The sequence below is a fragment of the Microcoleus sp. AT8-B5 genome (assembly GCF_036705565.1).
Classification (GTDB): domain Bacteria; phylum Cyanobacteriota; class Cyanobacteriia; order Cyanobacteriales; family Microcoleaceae; genus Microcoleus.
Window position 1 is genome coordinate 28,142 of record NZ_JAUBUY010000031.1, and the last position, 21,354, is coordinate 49,495.

Consider the following 21,354-nt stretch of genomic DNA (forward strand, 5'->3'; position numbering starts at 1 on the left):
CGATGACGAGGAAGAAGCAGTCTCCGACTTCGACATGGGCGATGACGAGGAAGAAGCAGTCTCCGACTTCGACATGGGCGATGACGAGGAAGAAGCAGTCTCCGACTTCGACATGGACGATGACGAGGAAGAAGCGGTCTCCGACTTCGACATGGACGATGACGAGGAAGAAGCGGTCTCCGACTTCGACATGGACGACGATGAGGAAGAAGCCTCGGCTTTGGACGGTCTCGGTCTAGAAGACGATGAGGAAGACGCCGTATCTGACTTTGATATGGGCGAAGATGAGGAAGACGCCGTATCTGACTTTGATATGGGCGACGATGAGGAAGACGCCGTATCTGACTTTGATATGGGCGATGACGAGGAAGATGAAGCCTTGGCTTTGGGCGGTCTCGACCTCGGCGATGATGACGAGGAAGATGAAGCCTCGGCTTTGGGCGGTCTCGACCTCGGCGATGACGAGGAAGATGAAGCCTCGGCTTTGGGCGGTCTCGACCTCGGCGATGACGAGGAAGATGAAGCCTCACAATTTGGGACTTTGACCTCTGGATATCTCGAATCGGGGATTTCCGATCCGTTTGGGGAAGAAGATGCAGAGTTTGTCGCCGAAGAAATACCCGATCCTTTTGGGACAGCGACCTCAGATGACCTAGACATGGATCTGGGCGACTTGGACGATGACGGTATTGACGATTTCTCTGTATCTGATGACGATGACCTCGACGATCTCGGACTCGACGATCTGGGGGAAGCAACTACCGGAGATCCAGATGAAGATGATTTAGATGCTCTAGATCTCGGTGATTTGGATTCCGACGATGAAGATGAAGAAATTTCCGGCTTTTTATCTGATTTTAAGTGAGGTTGTTGCGATCGCCCGCGTCTCTTCTAGTCTTGAAGTTTCCCGCTCTATTTGTGAGTTGTGAGTTGCGAGTTGTTAATTTTTAATTAGCTCCAACTCACAACTGCCAAAAGGCTTTTGGCCTTAGCGAATTGAAGTAAACTAAATCCCTGCTGTGAGGGATTGTATGCCCTCGCGCAGAATTTTTTAGCCAGAATTTTGGATGCTGCGGCTGCTGCGGAAATATTGAGTGGGCTGCATCTATTTTTTACAGGAATTAGCCCAAAAATAGGTATTTCTATTTATTGTTCGCTGTGGGTCGCGATCGCACAAAAGAGGTATTTTATCGCCGCTGGCTTGTTCGCGTTCGAGAGGAAAAACAACCTATTCCTCTGGTGGGCGATCGCACCGAGACGATCGCAAAATCCAGGTGTTTCCTCGCTCCGCCGCAATTCCTGTTCGAGACGAAAAACAATTTAAAGGGAGAAGATTTGAGATATGACTGCTATTACTACTAATGAACCGGAAGCTTTAAACTTTGAATGCGAAACAGGCAATTATCACACTTTTTGTCCGATTAGCTGCGTAGCTTGGCTTTATCAAAAAATTGAAGATAGTTTTTTCTTGGTCATCGGTACTAAGACTTGCGGCTATTTCTTGCAAAACGCCATGGGCGTGATGATTTTTGCTGAGCCTCGCTATGCGATGGCTGAGTTGGAAGAAGGGGATATTTCCGCTCAATTAAACGATTATGATGAGTTGAAGCGGCTGTGCTTGCAAATTAAGCGCGATCGTAACCCCAGTGTAATTGTTTGGATCGGCACTTGCACCACCGAAATCATCAAAATGGATTTGGAAGGCTTGGCGCCCAAACTCGAAGCAGAAATTGGCATTCCCATCGTCACAGCGCGCGCTAACGGCTTGGATTACGCTTTTACTCAAGGGGAAGATACCGTTTTAGCGGCGATGGCTGCTAAATGCCCTGAGAAAGCGCCCGTGATGGAATCTCAGAAACAAGAAAGAAATGCTATCTCTCAACTGCTGAATTTCGGCAAGAAAAAAGAGGAAGTTGCAGCAGATGAATCGGAATATGTCAAGCACACGCCGCTGGTACTTTTCGGTTCTTTGCCCGACCCGGTTGTTACTCAGCTAACTCTAGAATTGAAGAAGCAAGGAATCAAAGTTTCCGGTTGGCTTCCTTCCAAGCGCTACACTGAATTGCCAGTCTTGGAAGAAGGCTATTATGTATCTGGCATGAATCCGTTCTTGTCGCGTACTGCTTCTACGTTGATGCGCCGCCGCAAGTGTAAGCTAATTGGTGCGCCATTCCCGATCGGCCCTGACGGAACTCGCGCTTGGATTGAAAAGATTTGCTCAGTGTTGGGAATTGAACCAAAAGGTTTGGACGAACGGGAAGCGCAAATCTGGGCAGGTTTGGAAGATTACCTGCAAATAATTCGCGGTAAATCTGTCTTCTTTATGGGAGACAATTTGCTGGAGATTTCTTTAGCACGTTTCTTGATTCGCTGCGGCATGACTTGCCCGGAAATCGGCATTCCTTACATGGACAAGCGCTATCAGGCGGCTGAATTGGCTTTGTTAGAAAAGACTTGTCACGAGATGGGAGTTCCTACTCCTCGGATTGTGGAGAAACCAGACAATTACAATCAGTTGCAGCGGATTTACGAGCAGAATATTGATTTGGTGATTACTGGTATGGCTCACGCTAATCCTTTGGAAGCGCGGGGAATTAATACTAAGTGGTCTGTTGAGTTTACTTTTGCTCAGATTCACGGCTTTGGTAATGCGCGGGATATTTTGGAGTTGGTGACTCGTCCGCTGCGCCGGAATAATTCGCTGAAGGATTTGGGTTGGGGTAATTTGGTGAAGAATGAAGCGAAGATTTAATTTCTGAATTACACCTGATTCATAGGGAGGGTGGGCAATGCCCGCCCTTATTTATTAGAATAGTATAAGCATCCATAAAAATTTATGGGCAAGTTAGGAAAACTGGTAGAACAATTTTTAGCAAATCCACCAGAAGTGCGGTTTGACGATGTGTGCTATATCCTAACTGCTTTTGGGTTTGAAGAAAAGGGATCGAAAGGAAGTCACCATTCTTTCCGAAATGCCGATGGATTAAAGATTACAGTCCCTAAAAAGGGCGGTCAGAAGGTAAAAGGAGTCTACGTTAAGCAAATTGTGGCATTATTGAAGTTAGAGGAATGGAGCGATGAATCAGAAGATGAAAGTCAAGCTTAAATCCCTAGATTATTACTTGAGCCTGAAATATCCTATCAATTTTTATCCAGAATCAGAAGGTTATACAGCTATAATAAAAGACCTTCCTGGCTGTATGTCTCAGGGTGAAACCTTGTCCGAAGCGATGGAGAATATTCAGGAAGCTAGGGAATTGTGGATAGAGACTGCTTATGAGTGCGGCGATGAGATTCCTTTACCTGCAACGGAGGTTGAGTATAGTGGAAGTCTATCTTTACACATTCCTAAATCTCTACATTTGAGTTTAGCAGAAAAAGCGGAAAGGGAAGGAGTTAGTCTTGACCAGTACATTCTGCTTGTGTTAAGTAAAGCAGGCTAAAATATAATCAGATAAGGATTATCAAGTTTGAGGCACGCTTCAAGGGCGATTCCCTGCGGGATAGCTTCGCTTCACGCTTTTTTATTTTTTTATGAACCGCTAATGCAGGCAGATTAACAAAGATTAACGCGGATGAAGAGTGCGATCGTACTTTTGAATCAATTCGCTTTGGGGTAGCTTCACTCGCGCGCACTTTTCCCCAACTTTTCCAGAATCTCAGGCCACACGCCCGTAACACGATCGCAAGTACGATCGCCTATAATCGAAACTAGCCCAACTCTCATCAGTTGAGAAACCGCCATGAGTCAAGACAAGGAAGAAATTAGCTATTCAGAGAAAACAGAACGTCTCAGAGTTATCGGTCAGTTTATCAAAACTGTGACACCGATGATTTGGACGATCGTAATTCTAGTAGTCATCATTCCCCTATTCGGTAACTTTCTAATTTCCCAGTCACTAACAAATACCGGAACCACAGCAGTTGTAGTCTCGCCGCCACACGATTTCAGCAAAGTCAACCAAGACATAAAAAACGCCATCCAAAAATCCCATATAACAGCCGAAACTTTCGCCTCAAAAGAGTTGGACAAATGGGAAACTGAAGTAATCGCGCGGGTTGACAATAGTTTCCTCGATTGGTACTTTGATTACTTCACTCAAAAAAAGATGGAGTTTACCGTACCTTTTAACTTCGTGAAATCTGCCGTACTCAACAGATTTGATATGACAGCAGCATCTCGTGCTGTTTCCGAAAAATTAACCGAAGACTTTCAAAGAGAATTTGCTAACCGCGTGCTGGTACCCAAAAACGCTCAACTGCGATTTCAATTAATCACTCAAGATACTGCTAATTTGTATATATCAGAAGTTAGCAAAAATGTGAAAGTAGTTCAAAATAATTATAATATACCGCAAGTACAATGGGACAAATATCTGAACGATATTGCCACCACAATTAGCGACAAAGGAAACGTCTCGAATTTATCATTAAAAGTATTAGTTGGCGGCAGCGGCTACTTAATTGCTAAACCCTTAATTTTGGGAGTTGCAACTAAAGTTGGCAGCAAAGTTACGGCAAAAGTTGCCAGCAAAGCCGCCGCCAAAATGGCAACAAAAACAGGCGGTACAGTTGCTAGTCAGTTGGGAGTAAGTTTAATAGATCCGATTGTCGGCATCGGAATTATCATTTGGGATTTGTGGGATTACAATCACACAGTCAAAGTAGAAAGACCGATTTTGCGGGAACACATTGTAGAATACTTGAAAGATGTCAAAAAGTCCCTCCTCACAAATCCTGAAAGCGGAATCATGGCAGCAATTTATCAGTTGGAAAGCGGTATTTTGAAGTCACTTTAATCATTGAAATCCCGTCTGAATGATGTGTGTAAATCCCCGAAAAGTGGTAATTCCACTACAAGAAGGAAAGGGGGTAGACCAGTAGTTAGTGCCAGCAGCGGACGCTCCCACTCGCTACATGAGCGCGATCGAACACCCGACTGTGGGCGATCATCGCGCTCATGTAGCAAAAAAAGAGAAAAAAATGAATGTTAAATGAGGCAAAAAAAGAGAGGATGTTCGGACAAAAAGAAGAGTTGCAAAACTTTATTTTCCCTAAAAAGATATCGCGTAAGGGAGGATAAAACAAGGTTTTAGACTCATATTACACGGATTAAGTTGTCGCCATTTTTTTAAAATTAGCTGTCGATTATGACTTGTGGCATTTACAGCATAAGAATTTATTAAAAGCTCCGATTGACAGAGGTAGAGTTCGGGGGGGAGTGCGTTTTACCGATGAAGCTCTACGGCGAGGTTTGTAGGGATTTTCTGAAGTATTTGACGGAGTTGTTTTAGTTCAAAAAGGCATAACTTCTCAGCCGGAAGTTTTGTCAGGTTGGTCGAAATTGCGACAAGAAATCGAACTGTTGATGAAATAGTCGAAAATCAAGGATCGAGTCGGCAGTTGCGATCGCCCGCTGAGACTAAAATCAAGTAAATTTGCAAGTATTGGTCGATCGACCCCTCCTTACTCGACTATATTTGGATTCAAGGTTTGCTATACTCCAGAAATATACACATATTAACCTTTGGAAAATCAATAGGCCGGAGCTATGACATCCTATGCAACCTCTACAGCAAGAGCCGAGATGAGTGAGATCCGGCGCTTGAAAAACATACTGCCCCCAGAACTCCAAAGTTGGGTAACAGTAGAAAAAACAATAGAAGTTAATCCTACCCTGATCCGCAGCGAAGAAATAGGCAAAGACCAGGTAGAAATCCAAATAGACCTGATCCGCTGGGAACAGCTAGCAATGGATCAGCGGAACCTCCTATTTTGGCACGAAGTCGCCAGAATCCAAAACGACACCATTCCCAGAGACGGTTGGGAAATGGCAGCCCTCGCCATTGGTTTAGGCGGCGCTGTCGGCGAACTTTGGGTGCAAGACGGCTTGCTGCTGTTACTAGCCCTATCCCTGTGCGGCGTCTCCGGCTGGAGACTTTACCAAAAAAACAACGGAGAGAAAAGTTTAAAAGAAGCAATAGACGCCGACGAAAAAGCCCTCGCCCTAGCCACCCGCTTCGGCTACACTCTCCCAAACGCCTACAAAAGCCTCGGCAGCGCCTTAAAAACCTTAATCGAACAAACCTCCAAAAAACAGCAGCGGGCTAAATACGAAGCTCGTCTCCAGGCCCTCAAACGCAACGCAGCCAAAGCCAAAGCCAAAGTCAAACCCATCACCCGCGAAACCTCTCAGTCAGAAAACGTCTACAATTCTTAAGCTCATCCCCCCGACGCTTGTTACGGGGGTTTTCCAGTTAACCGTTAACTGTTGACTTCGGTGTTAGCTGTTAACTGTTAACTGCGATGGCTATCCGGTGCAAGACACGCACCAAAATGATTAACGACAAGATTAATCGGCCTGAATCCACAAAAATCTTGATTCCGATGTCAAAGTTTGGCCTCGACGATGTTCAAAAATCTTTAGGCCAAAACTGGCACTGGTAGACTTAAGTCTATTTTTGCCTTTGATATCATTCTCGGTGGGCGAGTTGGCAGGCATTTTTGTAAAGTTTGTATAAAGCTAGCCTTTTGTTAACCATAATATTTGGTAAAGGTGGAGCTGCTAGGACAGAATAGGCTAAAGACATCAGCTTGAAATTTGAAACCAGGACTTCATGGTCAGTCAAACCCCAGAGGCAGATTTTCGGGTAACGTACTCGGACGAGATTCCCTCAGTTCACATACCCGTGCGCTTGAGCGTACTTGAAGCCGTAAACTTCAAGACAACCTGTCAGCAACTTTTTTCGGGCAGCACCGTTCCCAGCAAGATTGTCCTAGACTTCAGTCAGACGACATTCATCGACAGTAGCGGGATAGGTGCTTTAGTCAGCAATCTGAAATTTGCCAAACAGCGAGAGAGTGACTTGGTGCTCCGAAGCCTCAAGCCGCAGGTGATGGCAGTATTTGCTCTCACCAGCCTAGATCAAGTGCTGACGATCGAGCAGCCCTCTCCAACCTCAACTCCCACAGAGACCAAGCCCTCGGACAATCAGCTACCGATGACCCACCCTTCAGTGCAATCGTGGGTGAAGCGGCTGATAGATATCGTTGGGGCAATCGTCGGTTTGATAATTACAGGAATTTTGCTCGTACCCATAGCTGCCGCCATCACTATCAACGATCCAGGCCCGATATTTTTCGGTCAAACCCGCTGTGGCTGGATGGGCAGACAATTTCGGATTTGGAAATTTCGATCGATGTGTACCAACGCCGAAGCTATGAAAGCCCAAATCAAAAACCAGGCTTCTGGCGCATTTTTCAAAAATGACAACGACCCGCGGATTACTAAAGTCGGGCGCATCTTACGCAAAACCAGCCTCGATGAACTGCCGCAGTTTTGGAACGTGCTCAAAGGCGAAATGAGTCTAGTCGGCACCAGACCGCCTACCCCAGACGAAGTTGAGCGCTACGAAGTCCCTCAGTGGCAGCGTTTGGATGTCAAACCCGGGATGACAGGGGAATGGCAAGTCAACGGTCGCTCTCAAGTCCGCGATTTTGAAGATGTCATCCGTTTAGATTTAAAATACCAACAAAACTGGAGCTTGATGTATGACTTGAAACTAATTGTTAAAACTGTAACAGTCCTGTTTAACAAAAATAGTGGCGCTGTGTAGGAACCCTCAACAACCCACCGCTGAACTTTGAGGTGGTGTTGCCGACGGGGGGCGGGAACTCGAACTCGATACTTAGTCAAGCAGACGATCGCTAGCGATACCTACGTTAGCATTAAGTGTTAAAATTCACACGCCCAGAAAATGCACAGCTAGTTGCCAGCTCTGCAATCAGAGCATTAATAATTAGCAATTGACGAGTTCGAGTCATACTCGAATGATCCCAGCATGATTTTCGAGGACGAGAAGAACTCACCTGTGTTTAGAAAAGTAGCGACTGCTAACACAGTCGAAGCTTAAATCACTGCCTCCCAAGCTGACTCGGAAATTTTCCCTATTTAAACGCCCTACCGAGGCGGGTTACAGTATCGGAAGTCTCTCATTTGCTGTGCGAGTAAATGGTGCGAAAGGAATGCTCACCTTGAGGCAAAACGGGCTTCTTCAACTCAAGCTTGACTTAACTAATATGTTGCCAAGACCTTGCCCTCCTTTTTCTCTCCCTCCGGCGCTGAGTACAGCGGTGGTGGGGGCCGACCTGGGGGAAGAAAGATGAAAGACAAGCAACCAAAGGCCGAGTGGCACCTGCAGGTTGAAACAGACCTGAATGCTTTAACATCCGTTTTGGAATGGTTGGAGAATATCGTTTTGCCCATGATACCAGCGGATTTTTGGTGGCAGTGCCGACTGATAATCAACGAAGGCTTTACAAACGCTGTCCGCCACGCTCACCAGAACTTGCCCTCCACAACGCCCATAGACATTGAGGTAAAAGTGTTTGCCGATTACTTAGAAATTAGGATTTGGGACAGGGGTCAACCCTTCAACTTAGAAGCAAAGCTGCACTCGATTATGCAAGAGCAGCGCGATCCTTTGGACAGAGAAGGAGAAAGGGGACTGGTGTTCATGTACAAGCTCACAGACGACCTTCGGTATATCCGTACCGACGATCGCCGCAACTGCCTGGTAATGCGAAAAAACATTAGCTGAGGGCGCGATACCCGCCCGGTAAGGGCGGCTTCTTTCGCAAGCAGTGGAAGATCCCCTCGCTCCCTATTGTCCTACCCGGAACCCAACCACATCGTCTGCAATTGTGCGGGTGCAGGCTCGATGCACGCGACTGGAGGACAATTTGCTTCAAAATAAATATTATGCGTATTCTAATTTATTCCTATAACTACTATCCAGAGCCGATCGGCATTGCCCCCCTGATGACAGAACTAGCGCAAGGCTTAGTCAAGCGCGGCCACCAAGTCCGAGTCGTCACAGGAATGCCCAACTATCCGCAGCGGCGGATTTATCCGCAATATGAGGGCAAATTTTACCTCACCGAAGAACACAACGGCGTCACAATTCAGCGCAGCTATCTGCGCGTCAACGGCCCCCACCCCAGCCTCCTAGACCGACTTGTGCTAGACGGCAGTTTTGTAGTCTCCAGCGCCGTCCAAGCCTTCAGAGGCTGGCGTCCCGACGTGATTTTCTCGACAATGCCCCCTTTACCGATTTGCGTCCCAGTCGCCTTTTACGGCTGGATTCGCGCTTGCCCGATCGTCCTCAACGTTCAGGATATCGTCTCAGAAGCAGCCGTGCGCGTCGGCTTGGTCAAAAAAAACGGACTGCTAGTTGGCATTGCTGACGCCTTAGAAAAATTTGCCTACAACACAGCCAGCCAAGTCAGCGTCATCGACAGCGGTTTTGTCAAAAAATTGCACTCTCAGGGAGTACCCCCGGAAAAAATAGTTTGCGTTCCCAATTGGGTTGATGTCAATTTCATTCGGCCCTTACCCAAGGAAAGTAACTCATTTCGAGAAACTCACAAACTCAAGGGCAAATTTGTCGTTCTCTATGCTGGCAATATTGCCCTAACTCAAGGCTTGCAAACAGTTGTCCAAGCAGCGGCTCGTTTGAAACACATAACCGAAATTGCTTTTGTAATTGTGGGGGAATCAACAGCACTGGCGCGCTTGCAACAAGATTGCGAAACTTACAAAGCTAATAATGTAATGTTGCTACCATTTGAACCGCGAGAAAAATTGCCGGAATTGTTAGCTGCTGCTGATGTTAGTTTAGTCGTACAAAAGCGTCGCGTTACTAACTTCAATATGCCTTCAAAAATTCAAGTAATTCTCGCCAGTGGTCGGGCAATTTTGGCGTCGGTTCCCGAAACTGGTACGGCCCAGAAAGCAGTGCAGCAAAGCGGTGGCGGGGTGGTGGTAGCGCCGGAAGATCCGCAGGCTTTGGCTGAGGCTGTTGAGGATTTGTACCTGCACCCCGCTAAGGTGGATGCCTTGGGCGAGCAAGGCAGAAATTATGCTGTAGAGAATTACGGATTTGAGGAAGCTTTGAATCATTATGAAGCTTTATTTGCGGCGGTGGCAGCGAGTCATGGTGAGAAAATATTGGAGCCTTTGCCGAAATGATCGCTAGGGGCGATCGCTCCGGTAAATGAAATCGATCCAGTTGACAAGATAAAATTAGTAAGATGGGTGTAGAATAGCAACTTAGGAATGAAAAATCAATAAATTGATGAGTTATCGGTTATAATGAATATAATAAAAAAAGTGTGAGATTACAATTTTCACTCCTAGACAGATAGACTCACAACAGATTTTTCTCCTTAACTATTCTAATTAACTTTTAAACTCATGTTTTATTTAATTCAATTGACTCATAAATGATAAAATTTTATAAATCATTATCAGAAAAGGATAAAATAAGGTATGCAGCTTTCTTAAACTCAAAAATTAGGGTGGGGTGGAATTAGCTATGTAATGCAACTTGTGGGATGCAGTCGAAATACCCTCATCAAGGGATTGGAAGATTTAGAAAAAATGGACGAACCGACACTCAATAGTTCCAGGATCAGAAAGAAAGGAGGGGGAAGAAAAAGTATTCTGTCTACTCAAATAGGCATTGAGGCAGCCTTTTTATAACTTTTAAAAAATTTACAGCCGGATACCCGATGAATGAATGAATCAAAGAAACTAATTTGACGCATAAAGAAATAGCTTCTGGATTACGGGCGGCAGGTTTTACCATTAGTCTCCCGTTAGTTGCCAAACTATTAAAAAAGCATGGGTATGTGAACGAAAAGCTCAAAAAAAACAAACAATAGAAATCAATCAAAATCGGGACTATCAATTTAAAAAAATTGCTAGACTTCATGCAGAGTATAGAGAAGCCAGCAATCCTATCCAACCGTTTTGATACCAAAAAGAAAGAAATTTCAAGAATTTTGTATCGTCTGAGAACTCTCTATACAAAGGAACCTGTCACTACTTTCGCTCATGATTTTTGGAGTTTAGGTCACGGCAAAGTAATTACCCAGGGAATTTATGATTGTTAATAAAATCGAGGATAGATAACATTAATAAATAGTAAATATACCAGTTAATTAGCCTGTGACTCTTTAAAAAACTGGTAGGATAATTATGGTAAAGCTACCTAAGCTGTGGAGCATTTAAACCAGTAACGAGGCTTGTATGGTGCGTCAATAGATTTTAGATTTTAGATGAAAGAATTGACCCCACGTATAAATGCGGGGGCGTGAGGGTTTTCGATTTGAGATGCTTTCGATTGATTCCACGGATAAATCACGTGGCGGGTACCATAAAAAAATTCGTTGTCAGGAGTGAACACTTACGCGCTTATGCGGGAAACACTTCTGTAATGACGCACCTTACCTGGAGCGTTAATGGTTTAAATGCTCCACAGCTTAGGAATGAGAATTAAATAACTACCACTCTTGAAAGTGGGATGGGCGTCCCGCCCGACAAAAAAGCCCGGGCGGGACGCCCATCCCACAATAACAATTAAAATTGTAAGTTATTTAATTCCCGATCCTTACGTCTAAATACAATCAAGAAATAATATCGATTTTTTACTCATATTGCCAAGGATTGTAAAGGAGTAATTATTACTATTCAATAATTAGTAAAAGCTCTCGTGTAAAAAAATAAAAATGGAATATCTGCTGTAGAGGTAAATATTTTTAATAAATTAGATCAAAATGGTCGAAAGGCGGCTGATGATTTGTCAAATACAATGCAAATTATTTTCGAGTAATATTGGTCAAAATGGAATTATCGAGCCGTTCCCCAACAGGAGTAATTCATTAAGTTATTTATTTTTCATGCCCGATCGGCAGAGTATTGATCGAGACCTTTACCAAAGGAATTTTGGAAAAGCATGGGCTCAGTCAAAACATCACTATTTTTTTCTACTGCGATACTCATCGTTTCAGATACAGCATATTCTGTGGTTCATAAAGTACATTGCCAGCTATATTGTGTGGTGTTAATCCTCCGGGTGCGGATCTGCTTCATATTTGATAAAACTTGCATATTGACGGGTATCCGCACCTTAATTGCTACAAAATTGTGTGTACTACATATACATAGAATATGCTGTAAATAAGGTGGACGATATGCCCAACTAGAAAATGCAACTGTGTCCTCAGAACCTTTGGGTGGAGGCAAACAAATGCCAAACGGACACGCACCATTATTCCGATTTGTCGATCGCTCCCAAAGACGAGTCTGATGAATTGGCTCAGACTTCGCCTCTTCTGGATCGTGAATCCATAACAATTCCAACATTGCGTTATGGAAAAAGAAACAGCGATTGGCTGTACCTTGTCCGTGATGAATGCGAGATCCACCCTCAACTAAACCGAAGGATGATAGGCGATTAGCTTCGGGAGCACCAATATCAGTAAGGATGAAAAGATGGTCGAATTCAAATGTCATAGCATTATTCATCGAATTGCTCGATCGCTCAAATAATTTTAACCCTCTGTGATGGCTTTCCTTCCGATCGCCGCGCTGATGCTGCACTGCGTACTGACCAAAGTCCCAAACCTCAACTCAGTCAATCTTTCCCAATCTAAAATCTAAAATCTAAAATCTAAAATCTAAAATCGATAGTCCCAAACCTCAACTCAGTAAATATTCCCCAATCTAAAATCTAAAATCTAAAATCTAAAATCGCTCGCCCCAACCTTTCCCAAGCTTCAAGTTACAACCAGATTGAGGAACCATCAGCCCGCATCCAGCAGTCTCAACATCCAGTTAGCGACAATTCTGCTAGAGTCAGGTCATCATCCCGTGCATCTTGTAGAGACGCGATTCGCAGCCTCTGCCCCCAAAGCAGTAAAATCCCATCACATTGTCACCTGCCACCCGATCGGCAGTAAGTTAAAAATTAAGGTAGTTTGAAAATAATCGCCCAAAGTTGAAAGAAACCTTGACATCTGACCTAAACTCTCTAACTTAGACCCTCTAGCTGCGCTGCCATCCATATTTAAAAGATGCCATGTCAACCTTAGTCATCGTCGAATCTCCTACCAAAGCCCGCACCATCCGCAACTTCCTGCCCTCCACCTACCGTGTAGAGGCATCGATGGGCCATGTCCGCGACCTACCATCCTCCGCCGAAGAAATACCAGAAGCCGTTAAAGGAGAAAAATGGGCGCAACTGGGCGTAAACGTGGAAGCAGACTTTGAACCCCTCTACGTCATCCCGAAAGATAAAAAGAAAATTGTTAAAGAACTCAAAGACGCCCTCAAAGACGCCACAGAACTGATTCTAGCCACTGACGAAGACCGGGAAGGCGAAAGCATTTCCTGGCATTTGCTGCAAATCCTCAAACCCAAAGTGCCGATCAAGCGGATGGTGTTTCACGAAATCACCCGCGAAGCTATCCGCGATGCTTTGACTCACTGCCGCGATATCGACAATCGAGTTGTACAAGCCCAAGAAACTCGCCGAATTCTCGACAGACTCGTCGGTTACACACTATCTCCGCTACTGTGGAAAAAAATCGCTTGGGGTTTGTCCGCCGGTAGAGTGCAGTCAGTCGCTGTACGCCTGTTGGTGCGCCGGGAACGGGAACGCCGCGCTTTCCGCCAAGGTAGTTACTGGGATTTAAAAGCGCTTTTGGAAAAGGGCAAAATTTCCTTTGATGCCAAACTCGTGACTGTCGGCAATGTAAAAGTTGCAAACGGCAGCGATTTTGATGAAAATACCGGGCAAATTATCGCAGGCCGCCGTGTACTTTTGCTGAACGAAGAACAGGCGCGGGCTTTACTCTCACGCATTCAAAACAAACCTTGGACTGTCAGCAATCTCGAAGAACGGCCAGTCACCCGCAAACCCTCGCCACCGTTTACGACCTCGACTTTGCAGCAGGAAGCTAACCGCAAACTGAGGCTGGGTGCGCGGGAAACCATGCGAATTGCCCAAAGCCTCTACGAACGCGGTTTTATCACCTATATGCGGACGGATTCGGTGCATTTGTCCGAACAGGCTTTAGAAGCGGCGCGCAGTTGCGTCCAAGAACTTTACGGCAGCGAATACCTCAGCCCCCAACCGCGCAAATACACCACGAAAAGCAAAGGCGCCCAGGAAGCCCACGAAGCTATCCGTCCCGCCGGCAGCACTTTTCGGACTCCGCAGCAAACGGGATTGGATGGGATTGATTTCCGCCTCTATGATTTGATTTGGAAGCGGACTGTGGCTTCTCAAATGGCTGATTCTCGCCAAACTCACGTCACTGTATTAACTCAGGTAGAAGATGCCGGTTTCCGTTCCAGCGGGAAACGCATTGATTTTCCAGGCTTTTTGCGCGCCTACGTGGAAGGTTCCGACGATCCGAATGCGGCGCTGGAAGACCAAGAGGTGATTTTGCCGGCGCTGAAGGTGGGGGATAAACCTAATTGTAAGGATTTAGAGGCAGTTGGCCACGAAACTCAACCTCCTGCCCGCTACACGGAAGCTTCTCTGGTGAAAATGCTGGAAAGCGAAGGTGTGGGCCGTCCGAGTACCTATGCGAGTATTATCGGTACAATTGTCGATCGGGGATATGCGAAATTAATAGCTAACGCCCTAATTCCGACATTCACCGCTTTCGCCGTCACGACTTTATTGGAAACACATTTTCCCGATTTAGTAGACACCGGTTTTACTTCCCGAATGGAACAAACCCTCGATGAAATTGCCACCGGCGAGGCGAAATGGCTGCCGTATTTGCAAAAGTTTTATACAGGGGAAACCGGACTCGCAACCCAAGTTAAAGAACAGGAAAGTCAGATTGATGCGAAAGTTGCCCGAACTGTGGTATTGGAGAATATTTCTGCTAAAGTCTGCATCGGCAAATTCGGCGCATACCTGGAATCTGAAAGCGAAGAAGGCCTGGTAAAAGCATCGATTCCGCAAGATTTGACGCCGGCAGATTTAGACCCGGAACAGGTGGAGTTTCTGTTAAAGCAAAAAATGGAAGGCCCGGAAAAATTGGGTCTTCACCCGGAAACCGGGGAACCGATTTATGTGCTGATTGGCAGTTATGGGCCATACGTTCAGTTAGGGGATGTTTCGGAAACGAACAAGAAACCGAAGCGGGCTTCTTTACCGAAGGGGACGGATAAGGATAGCGTGACGGTGGATATGGCGGTGAGTTTGTTGACTTTACCCCGGTTGTTGGGAACTCACCCGGAGACGGGGGCGAAGGTGCAAGCTAATTTGGGGATGTACGGGCCTTATGTGGTGCATGACCAGGGTAAGGTTGGGAAGGATTATCGATCGATCAAACCGCCGGATGATGTTTTGACGATCGAGCTCGATCGGGCATTAGAGTTATTATCGCAGCCGAAAGCCGCCCGCGGCCGCAGCAAAACAGCTACACCTTTGAAGGAATTGGGCGCCCATCCAGAGTCGGGAGAATTGATCAATGTTTACGATGGCCGGTACGGCCCCTACGTGAAACACGGCGATATCAATGCTTCTTTGTCGAAGGATGAATCTGTGGAGAATTTCACCTTACAAAAAGCACTGGATTTGTTAGCAGCGAAGGAAGCAGCGGGCGGCGGAAAATCTAGCAGCAAGTCGAAGAAGTCAACTAAGACTGCGGCGGAGAAATCGGAGACTGCAACGAAGAAGACTGCGGCGAAGAAAACTACTGCTAAGAAGACGGCGACTGGGGCGAAGAAAACCACGACTAAGAAGGCTGCGACGGCGACTGCGACTAAGAAGAAGACAACGTGATTTTAGTTTAGTTTTCACTGATCGAGAAACCCGGACGGTGTAGGGGCGGTGCGACCCCTACTCCCCGTGCCGCCCGGTTTTTTTGTTGGTAAAATACTGCACAAATTTAGGTTTGTAGTAAGGACTTCAGTCCTTAAAATTCGGCTTGAGTATAGTAGGGCATAAGGTCTCTTGAATTCAATTAAGATATGGACGGCGGCCCTGAGCGATAGACACGAATCACTTTTTTCGTCAATGTCTCAGCAGTAGATATTGCATCATTAATATTAGCAGTCAGTCTAGCAATATCGTCATCTCGCGTGCAGGCAATAATACCACAGTGGTCAGGTTGCAGCTTGTGCAGTTGAAAGAAATCCCGTCGGTTGACGGTCAAAACAGCCCGATTTTCAATGATGGCAAATGCTAATACATCCTCATCCGGTAGTCCAGCATTTCCTGCTTCTTGAACAGTCAGGACATCATGCCCCAAAGACCGCAGGTTTTGCACGACTTGCCGAGGAAATTGTTCGTCTGCGTAGAGACGCGCCATAGGTTTATTTGATATTTTCAGGTGTATCTAATATTTCGTCAGCCTCATCTTGCAGTCTAATTGCTTCCTCAATTTCGTCAGGATAAGCTTCAGCATAAGCCCAAACATTTACCAAATCAGCAGCACTGAGATGGGGATAGCAGTCTAGGATAAAAGCATCGGTAGCGCCGTCATTGCGATAGCTTGCGAGCAACCAAACGGGAATGCGAGTATTGTCAATACAAGCATCGCCGCCCATCACGCCGGGAGTTTTTGTAATAGAGCGTCCCCTGTTTTTGAGACTCTGGGTTAAGATGCTGATTGCCTCAGCTTTCTCCCTTAGCGTTAAGGCCTTGAGTTGCGCTTCTAATTCTGGGATTGTCATAGAGCTTATTTGATTTATGAATTATGTATGTATTTTATATTGTAGGGCGATCGCCATATTAGTTAGGTTTCTTGCAAAACGTTGTGGATTAATTCTGCTGCTAGCTCTAGCTTATCGCGGTGAGTGAGGGCTTCCATGTCAACGGTGACTGCTGAGCGGCGCTTGGATGTGGGTGCGGCTGGGGGTGCCGCGGGCAATTGCAGAGTTTCGTAGAAATAATCGATTCATCATTCTAGGTGTTGGTGGAGGTAAGGAGGTAACAAAATTGATGGGCGATCGCCATTTTTCCCAATCCCGGACAAAAGAGCGATCGCACTTTTTTCAACATCTCGATGAAAGTGCGATCGCTCTTTTTTACATAATTTGCACTTACTCAGTATTAATTTCAGTTAAATTAGTCAGTTTGATATCATTTGCGCGATCGATCGCACCACCCACCCTATCTCTGACCTCGCGCTGGTCTAAAATCTCCTCAGTCGCCAAAAAGGCCATATGTGCGATCGACCATTTGTGACCCTCAAACCTTTTAAGGAGAAATGTCGGTTGGCGGATGCCATCCAGCACTAACCCACTGACGCCTGACAGTAACAGCAATATGATTGTTTAGCTGTAGTGCTGTTACTGTTGCGCGGTCGCAATCTGTAAGTCCAATAATTTTTGTAGCGTCTTCACTCCAAGCAAAATTTTGTGACCATTGTTGAGTGCGCGGATTAAACAACTTAACGTGCTTTTGCGTGACCCGATCGAATGCGTCTGTTTGGGTTCCTTTGTAATTATTGCACAGACTACAAGCCAGCCAGAGATTTTCTTCCTCGTCAGTACCGCCAATCGCTTTAGGAATAATATGGTCAATTTCCAATATTCCCAAAACATACATTTGTAAACTGCGACAATAACCGCACCGATTTTGAGCTTGTGCGCGAACTCTGGCTCTAACTTGTTCAGAAATTGCCATTTTGCTTATCCTTTTAATGGTTCCAGCAAGCCGCGCCGCACAGCTTCATTTAAGGCTTGAGCTTGTCGCAATAGTCGAGTTTCATATATGTGGATTAATTCCTGCAATTCAGCCAGTTCTACAGATGCGATCGTACCGGATTGTTGGCGGTCTAGCAATTCACTCAATCGTTGTTCTTGGAGTGGTTGCAGCCGGAGTTGAGTCTGAGTGATTACTTCTGAATCAGACAGTGCTGATACTGGTTTAGCGGTTGGTAAGAGAAAATTTTCCAGAGTTTCTACTAGAATCTCACTCACGGTGCGGTGGCGTTGCAGCGCTAGCAATTCTGCTTGGTGATAGACTTCATCTGGCAGATTTAGGGTAATTTGGGCGGTCATAGGTGCAAAGCTATGAAACTAATATTTATATTATGCCATATTTTACTTTGAGTATTAGACATCTGCCAAAAAGAAATGAAGCAGGATCTCGCTTGCTAAAAATACGGCGACTGCGACAAAGTAGAAAACCAAGTGAAATTAGTTTAGTTTTCACTCATCCCAGAAACCCGGTTTCTTTATTTGTAAAACACTAGACAAGATGGCAAAAATAGGTTTGTACTTCAATCCTTAAAATTCTCTTCTCTTCCTTTGTGTCATAAACGTCTGCGCGGTTCCATCGCCCCTATTTTTTTTTAGACATCTCAACTCCAACTCTTGTCAAGCCTACCTTTTGGGCTTACTTGTCACCCGTCAGCAAAATCATCCTATTTACTTATTGACAATTGCTCCTCTCTGTTAAATTGTCATGAATCGAACATATAAGGTTAAAAATTGTATCGTAAGCAACAGAAAGTACCCAATCTTTTATGTAGGGCTCTACAATGGACAAAAGAAACAAGATTAAGAGGCGCGATCGCTATGGGTATCAATGAAAATCTAGACTGGGAAGAAGCATTTGAGTACCGAGCGGGCTTAACAGTGGAGTTGAAGTCCCAGCCAGGTGTTTTCGATACGATCGCTTACTATGAAGTGATGATGGTACCGCCCATCTGGTTAGAAAATGACCCCCGTCCCCGCTATCCTCACGAACTGCGAGTGGTTTCCCACCAGCCAACTGTGTCCAATGTTTGCCGGATTTCAGAGTGCCCTGTTTTAGTCGCTTCCTAGATTTTTTCAGCGGAAAATATTGGCGATGGCATCTAGCCAGCAATCAAACCGATGCAGTGATTTTCGGATTGAGATTGCTTTAGTCTACTTTGTGGCGATCGGCTAAGTAGTCGTAGGGTGCGCCGCCATGAACAACCCCTAACGCAGCATATCGACAATCTCACAGATCCGCACTTGTGCGATCGAGAGCCGATGTAAACAAACCCAACACTTATTTTTTAGCCAAACTTTGTAAAAATGGTATTATTTTAGGGTTTCGGTAATTCCTTCCCCTATCAATAACTGGACGTTGGTCTAACATCTCCTCAGCGACCAGAAAGGCGATATGGGCGATCGACTTTCACGAAAAAACTGCGGTAATCCAAAAGTATATTGGTACAAATGGTAGAAATCCATCTTGATATTAATGAGAGTTGTTTGAGGTTTTTCCTAGGGTGACTAATTCGGTTTATTAACACAAAAGTGACAACTTTAACCATAAAAATTAAATTGGTATGTTAAGATGACACAAGCCCTTACCATACTTGATTTCAATTATGGCTGAAAAATTAATAGTTAGAAACTTTGCTGGCATCAAGGATTTAGAGATTGAAATCAAGCGAATAAATATACTTATTGGCCCTCAAGCCAGCGGTAAAAGTGTTTGCGCTAAACTCCTTTTTTATTTTAAGAACTTCGTATGGGAAATTTTATCGGTTGTAAATAATGAGCAGACAAAACGCAATCTAGATTCAAACTATTCCAAGACGTTTGAGGAATATTTTCCTCCTGATAGTTGGGGAAAACAAGATTTTTTCATCAGGTATGAAATTTCCAATTTTTTTATAGAAGTTAGTAGAAAACAGGATACCAAAGGTAGAATTTCCCTCAGCTATTCAGATTTTTTCAAGAAACAATTGGCAGACCTACGCAATTTACTCAAAAAAGCAAGAGAGGAAAGCTCTGAAATAACTTTGAGTAATAATATTATTAATAGTTCATTGTTTGGCCATAAAATTTTAAAAGATCACTTAGTAGAAAGTTTAGGCAGATCCATTGGTCGAGAGGCCGCCTTCAATCAGCTTTTTATTCCTGCTGGTCGCTCATTTTTCGCTAATCTTCAGAGCAATATTTTTTCTTTTCTTTCAAGCAATAATACCTTAGATCCATTTCTAAGATCCTTTGGCTCAACATACGAAACGATAAAAAAATTGCGTATAAAATATAATATTTACCTGGAACATAAATATACAAAAGATATACTAGAGGAAATAAACAGGCTAATAGAGCAGTCTTTATGTGGTAAGCATATACAGGAAAAAGGCAAAGATTTTCTGGAGGTGGCAGATGGAAGACGTATTAGTATTGCGAACTCATCTTCCGGTCAACAGGAAACATTACCTCTGACAATTATCCTAGCTGCACTACCTTTTATAGCTTCCCCTCCAGTGGGTCAGACAGTGTATATTGAGGAGCCGGAAGCGCATTTATTTCCAAGCGCACAGCGTAATATTGTCGAGTTGATCGCTACAGTCTTTAATTCTCGCAAAGAGCAACTTCAATTCTTCATAACTACCCATAGTCCTTATGTCCTGACAGCACTTAATAATCTGCTCCAGGCTGGGCTTCTTTATGAAGAATCCAGCGAAGATATACAACATCAACTAGAAAAGATTGTATCTAGATACAAATCATTAGATGTTGACGATCTCTCAGCCTATGTTTTGAGCAATGGAAAATGCCAGAGTATTGTGTGTCCTGATACTGGGTTGATTGATGCGCGAGTAATTGATTCTGTTTCTGATGAACTAGCTATTGAATTCGATCAACTTCTCAACTTAGTTTGAATTATATGAAAAGTATTCCAGAGTGTGAGGAACATAGATCCGACACCAAGATTGTCTTGCAGGAAAACAAAAGTAAAATAACGTTCCTCAACCCGAATAAAGACGAAATATTAATAATTAAGGTTGATGGCTGCGTTATTAGTGACAATGAGACTTTGCGTTGCGACTATGCACTCATTCCTTCTGATGCAGTAGAAATATATGTAGAGTTGAAAGGAAGCGATATTGCACAGGCGGTTAAACAAATAGAATCAACTATTAATTTACTTTCGGCAAATCCGCAAAAGATTAAGAAGCTATGTTTTGTCGTGTCTACACGTGTGCCAAAACAAACACCAAGTATACAACAGCTACAAAGTCAGTTTAAGAAAAAATTTAATGCTAGTTTCAGAATCAAGAATATTCAAGATGAGTATGATTTAAGTACGTCCACAAGCTAAACTAACGAGAACTTTGATATGACAAACATACAGAACTCTACCTGAAAAGGAGTCAGCAGACAATTCGCCTGCATAAATAAAATTTAATTCACATATAAATCATTACGAGTTCTACCTTGAAAAGTATCTTTTTGGGGACTTGCACAACTTCTCCCACCCGCTGCAGCACATACGCATCAGGTGCCCAGTGAACACTCTCCGCAAGCTCTTGTGTAAATCCTATTTTATATTACTGAATTCCTTGATCCCCGCAAATCTCTATCTTTATTACCTCGATATTGTGCGATGTTTAGCCATAAATTAACATTGATTTAAACTTTTATGGAGACATAAAGGAGCTAGAATTCAATAGTTGGTGTGGAAGACATGGAGTTTAAATACAAAATGTCACAGATAACCAATTAATATCGATCGCACTTCACGATCGCACTTGACAAAACAACCA

General features: G+C 44.4%; 20 protein-coding genes and 1 pseudogene. 15 read left to right on the plus strand and 6 right to left on the minus strand.

The features are described from left to right. From QUB39_RS20085 to QUB39_RS20130, 10 genes and pseudogenes are all read left to right on the plus strand, one after another. Window positions 1–865 (plus strand): annotated as a pseudogene (locus QUB39_RS20085) (DUF5331 domain-containing protein); the annotation flags it as partial. A gap of 284 nt (window positions 866–1,149) precedes the next feature. Next, window positions 1,150–1,362 carry a hypothetical protein gene (locus QUB39_RS20090; RefSeq protein ID WP_333211970.1) on the plus strand — a complete coding sequence of 71 codons (213 nt, stop codon included), beginning with the start codon at window positions 1,150–1,152 and terminating at the stop codon, window positions 1,360–1,362. Then, the gene (locus tag QUB39_RS20095; RefSeq protein ID WP_333056572.1) at window positions 1,343–2,752 is read left to right on the plus strand and encodes a ferredoxin:protochlorophyllide reductase (ATP-dependent) subunit N; all 1,410 of its coding nucleotides are present in this window, start codon (window positions 1,343–1,345) and stop codon (window positions 2,750–2,752) included. The genes QUB39_RS20090 and QUB39_RS20095 overlap by 20 nt, the downstream gene beginning before the upstream one ends. An 84-nt stretch (window positions 2,753–2,836) precedes the next feature. Then, the gene (locus QUB39_RS20100) at window positions 2,837–3,106 is read left to right on the plus strand and encodes a type II toxin-antitoxin system HicA family toxin (RefSeq protein WP_333056573.1); all 270 of its coding nucleotides are present in this window, start codon (window positions 2,837–2,839) and stop codon (window positions 3,104–3,106) included. Further along, window positions 3,078–3,443: a type II toxin-antitoxin system HicB family antitoxin gene (locus QUB39_RS20105; protein ID WP_333211972.1), complete on the plus strand. Its 366-nt coding sequence runs from the start codon at window positions 3,078–3,080 to the stop codon at window positions 3,441–3,443. The genes QUB39_RS20100 and QUB39_RS20105 overlap by 29 nt, the downstream gene beginning before the upstream one ends. Before the next feature lie 300 nt (window positions 3,444–3,743). Beyond that, a complete protein-coding gene (locus QUB39_RS20110; RefSeq protein ID WP_333056575.1) occupies window positions 3,744–4,799 on the plus strand; it encodes a hypothetical protein in 1,056 nt (351 codons plus the stop codon). 752 nt (window positions 4,800–5,551) lie between these two features. Beyond that, a complete protein-coding gene (locus tag QUB39_RS20115; RefSeq protein WP_333056576.1) occupies window positions 5,552–6,220 on the plus strand; it encodes a DUF3318 domain-containing protein in 669 nt (222 codons plus the stop codon). 397 nt (window positions 6,221–6,617) lie between these two features. Next, window positions 6,618–7,616 carry a sugar transferase gene (locus QUB39_RS20120; RefSeq protein ID WP_333056577.1) on the plus strand — a complete coding sequence of 333 codons (999 nt, stop codon included), beginning with the start codon at window positions 6,618–6,620 and terminating at the stop codon, window positions 7,614–7,616. 546 nt (window positions 7,617–8,162) lie between these two features. Continuing rightward, on the plus strand, window positions 8,163–8,600 hold the full coding sequence (locus QUB39_RS20125) for an ATP-binding protein (protein WP_333056578.1): 438 nt from the start codon (window positions 8,163–8,165) through the stop codon (window positions 8,598–8,600). A gap of 161 nt (window positions 8,601–8,761) precedes the next feature. Continuing rightward, window positions 8,762–10,030 carry a WcaI family glycosyltransferase gene (locus tag QUB39_RS20130; protein WP_333211975.1) on the plus strand — a complete coding sequence of 423 codons (1,269 nt, stop codon included), beginning with the start codon at window positions 8,762–8,764 and terminating at the stop codon, window positions 10,028–10,030. A gap of 1,842 nt (window positions 10,031–11,872) precedes the next feature. Here the strand turns inward: QUB39_RS20130 and QUB39_RS20135 are convergent. Beyond that, window positions 11,873–12,445, minus strand: coding sequence for a hypothetical protein (locus QUB39_RS20135; RefSeq protein ID WP_333211618.1), 573 nt, complete (start codon window positions 12,443–12,445; stop codon window positions 11,873–11,875). A 478-nt stretch (window positions 12,446–12,923) separates the two neighbouring features. Between QUB39_RS20135 and topA the strand changes: the two genes are divergently transcribed. Then, entirely contained in the window at window positions 12,924–15,650 is a 2,727-nt protein-coding gene (topA, locus tag QUB39_RS20140) for a type I DNA topoisomerase (RefSeq protein WP_333211620.1), read from the plus strand. A 181-nt stretch (window positions 15,651–15,831) separates the two neighbouring features. On the opposite strand, the gene QUB39_RS20145 is transcribed toward topA, so the two are convergent. The 3 genes from QUB39_RS20145 to QUB39_RS20155 all read right to left on the minus strand — a co-directional run bounded on the left by QUB39_RS20145 (window position 15,832) and on the right by QUB39_RS20155 (window position 16,740). Then, the gene (locus tag QUB39_RS20145) at window positions 15,832–16,179 is read right to left on the minus strand and encodes a DUF5615 family PIN-like protein (RefSeq protein WP_333056587.1); all 348 of its coding nucleotides are present in this window, start codon (window positions 16,177–16,179) and stop codon (window positions 15,832–15,834) included. 4 nt (window positions 16,180–16,183) lie between these two features. Further along, window positions 16,184–16,543: a DUF433 domain-containing protein gene (locus tag QUB39_RS20150; protein WP_333056588.1), complete on the minus strand. Its 360-nt coding sequence runs from the start codon at window positions 16,541–16,543 to the stop codon at window positions 16,184–16,186. 62 nt (window positions 16,544–16,605) lie between these two features. Further along, window positions 16,606–16,740, minus strand: coding sequence for a hypothetical protein (locus QUB39_RS20155; RefSeq protein WP_333056589.1), 135 nt, complete (start codon window positions 16,738–16,740; stop codon window positions 16,606–16,608). Between the two features lie 71 nt (window positions 16,741–16,811). Here QUB39_RS20155 and QUB39_RS20160 point away from each other — a divergent pair, with 71 nt between their 5' ends. Next, complete coding sequence (locus QUB39_RS20160) at window positions 16,812–17,057, plus strand: hypothetical protein (RefSeq protein WP_333233963.1); 246 nt, start codon at window positions 16,812–16,814, stop codon at window positions 17,055–17,057. Between the two features lie 12 nt (window positions 17,058–17,069). On the opposite strand, the gene QUB39_RS20165 is transcribed toward QUB39_RS20160, so the two are convergent. Both QUB39_RS20165 and QUB39_RS20170 read right to left on the minus strand, forming a co-directional pair. After that, on the minus strand, window positions 17,070–17,498 hold the full coding sequence (locus tag QUB39_RS20165; protein WP_333211624.1) for an HNH endonuclease signature motif containing protein: 429 nt from the start codon (window positions 17,496–17,498) through the stop codon (window positions 17,070–17,072). A gap of 5 nt (window positions 17,499–17,503) precedes the next feature. Beyond that, the gene (locus QUB39_RS20170; RefSeq protein ID WP_333056595.1) at window positions 17,504–17,875 is read right to left on the minus strand and encodes a hypothetical protein; all 372 of its coding nucleotides are present in this window, start codon (window positions 17,873–17,875) and stop codon (window positions 17,504–17,506) included. A gap of 519 nt (window positions 17,876–18,394) precedes the next feature. Between QUB39_RS20170 and QUB39_RS20175 the strand changes: the two genes are divergently transcribed. The 3 genes from QUB39_RS20175 (at window position 18,395) to QUB39_RS20185 (ending at window position 20,909) form a co-directional block, all read left to right on the plus strand. Continuing rightward, entirely contained in the window at window positions 18,395–18,643 is a 249-nt protein-coding gene (locus QUB39_RS20175; RefSeq protein WP_333056597.1) for a hypothetical protein, read from the plus strand. A gap of 536 nt (window positions 18,644–19,179) precedes the next feature. After that, window positions 19,180–20,469, plus strand: coding sequence for an AAA family ATPase (locus tag QUB39_RS20180; protein WP_333056599.1), 1,290 nt, complete (start codon window positions 19,180–19,182; stop codon window positions 20,467–20,469). Window positions 20,470–20,474: 5 nt separating this feature from the next. Then, on the plus strand, window positions 20,475–20,909 hold the full coding sequence (locus tag QUB39_RS20185; protein WP_333056601.1) for a hypothetical protein: 435 nt from the start codon (window positions 20,475–20,477) through the stop codon (window positions 20,907–20,909). Window positions 20,910–21,354 lie beyond the last annotated feature (445 nt).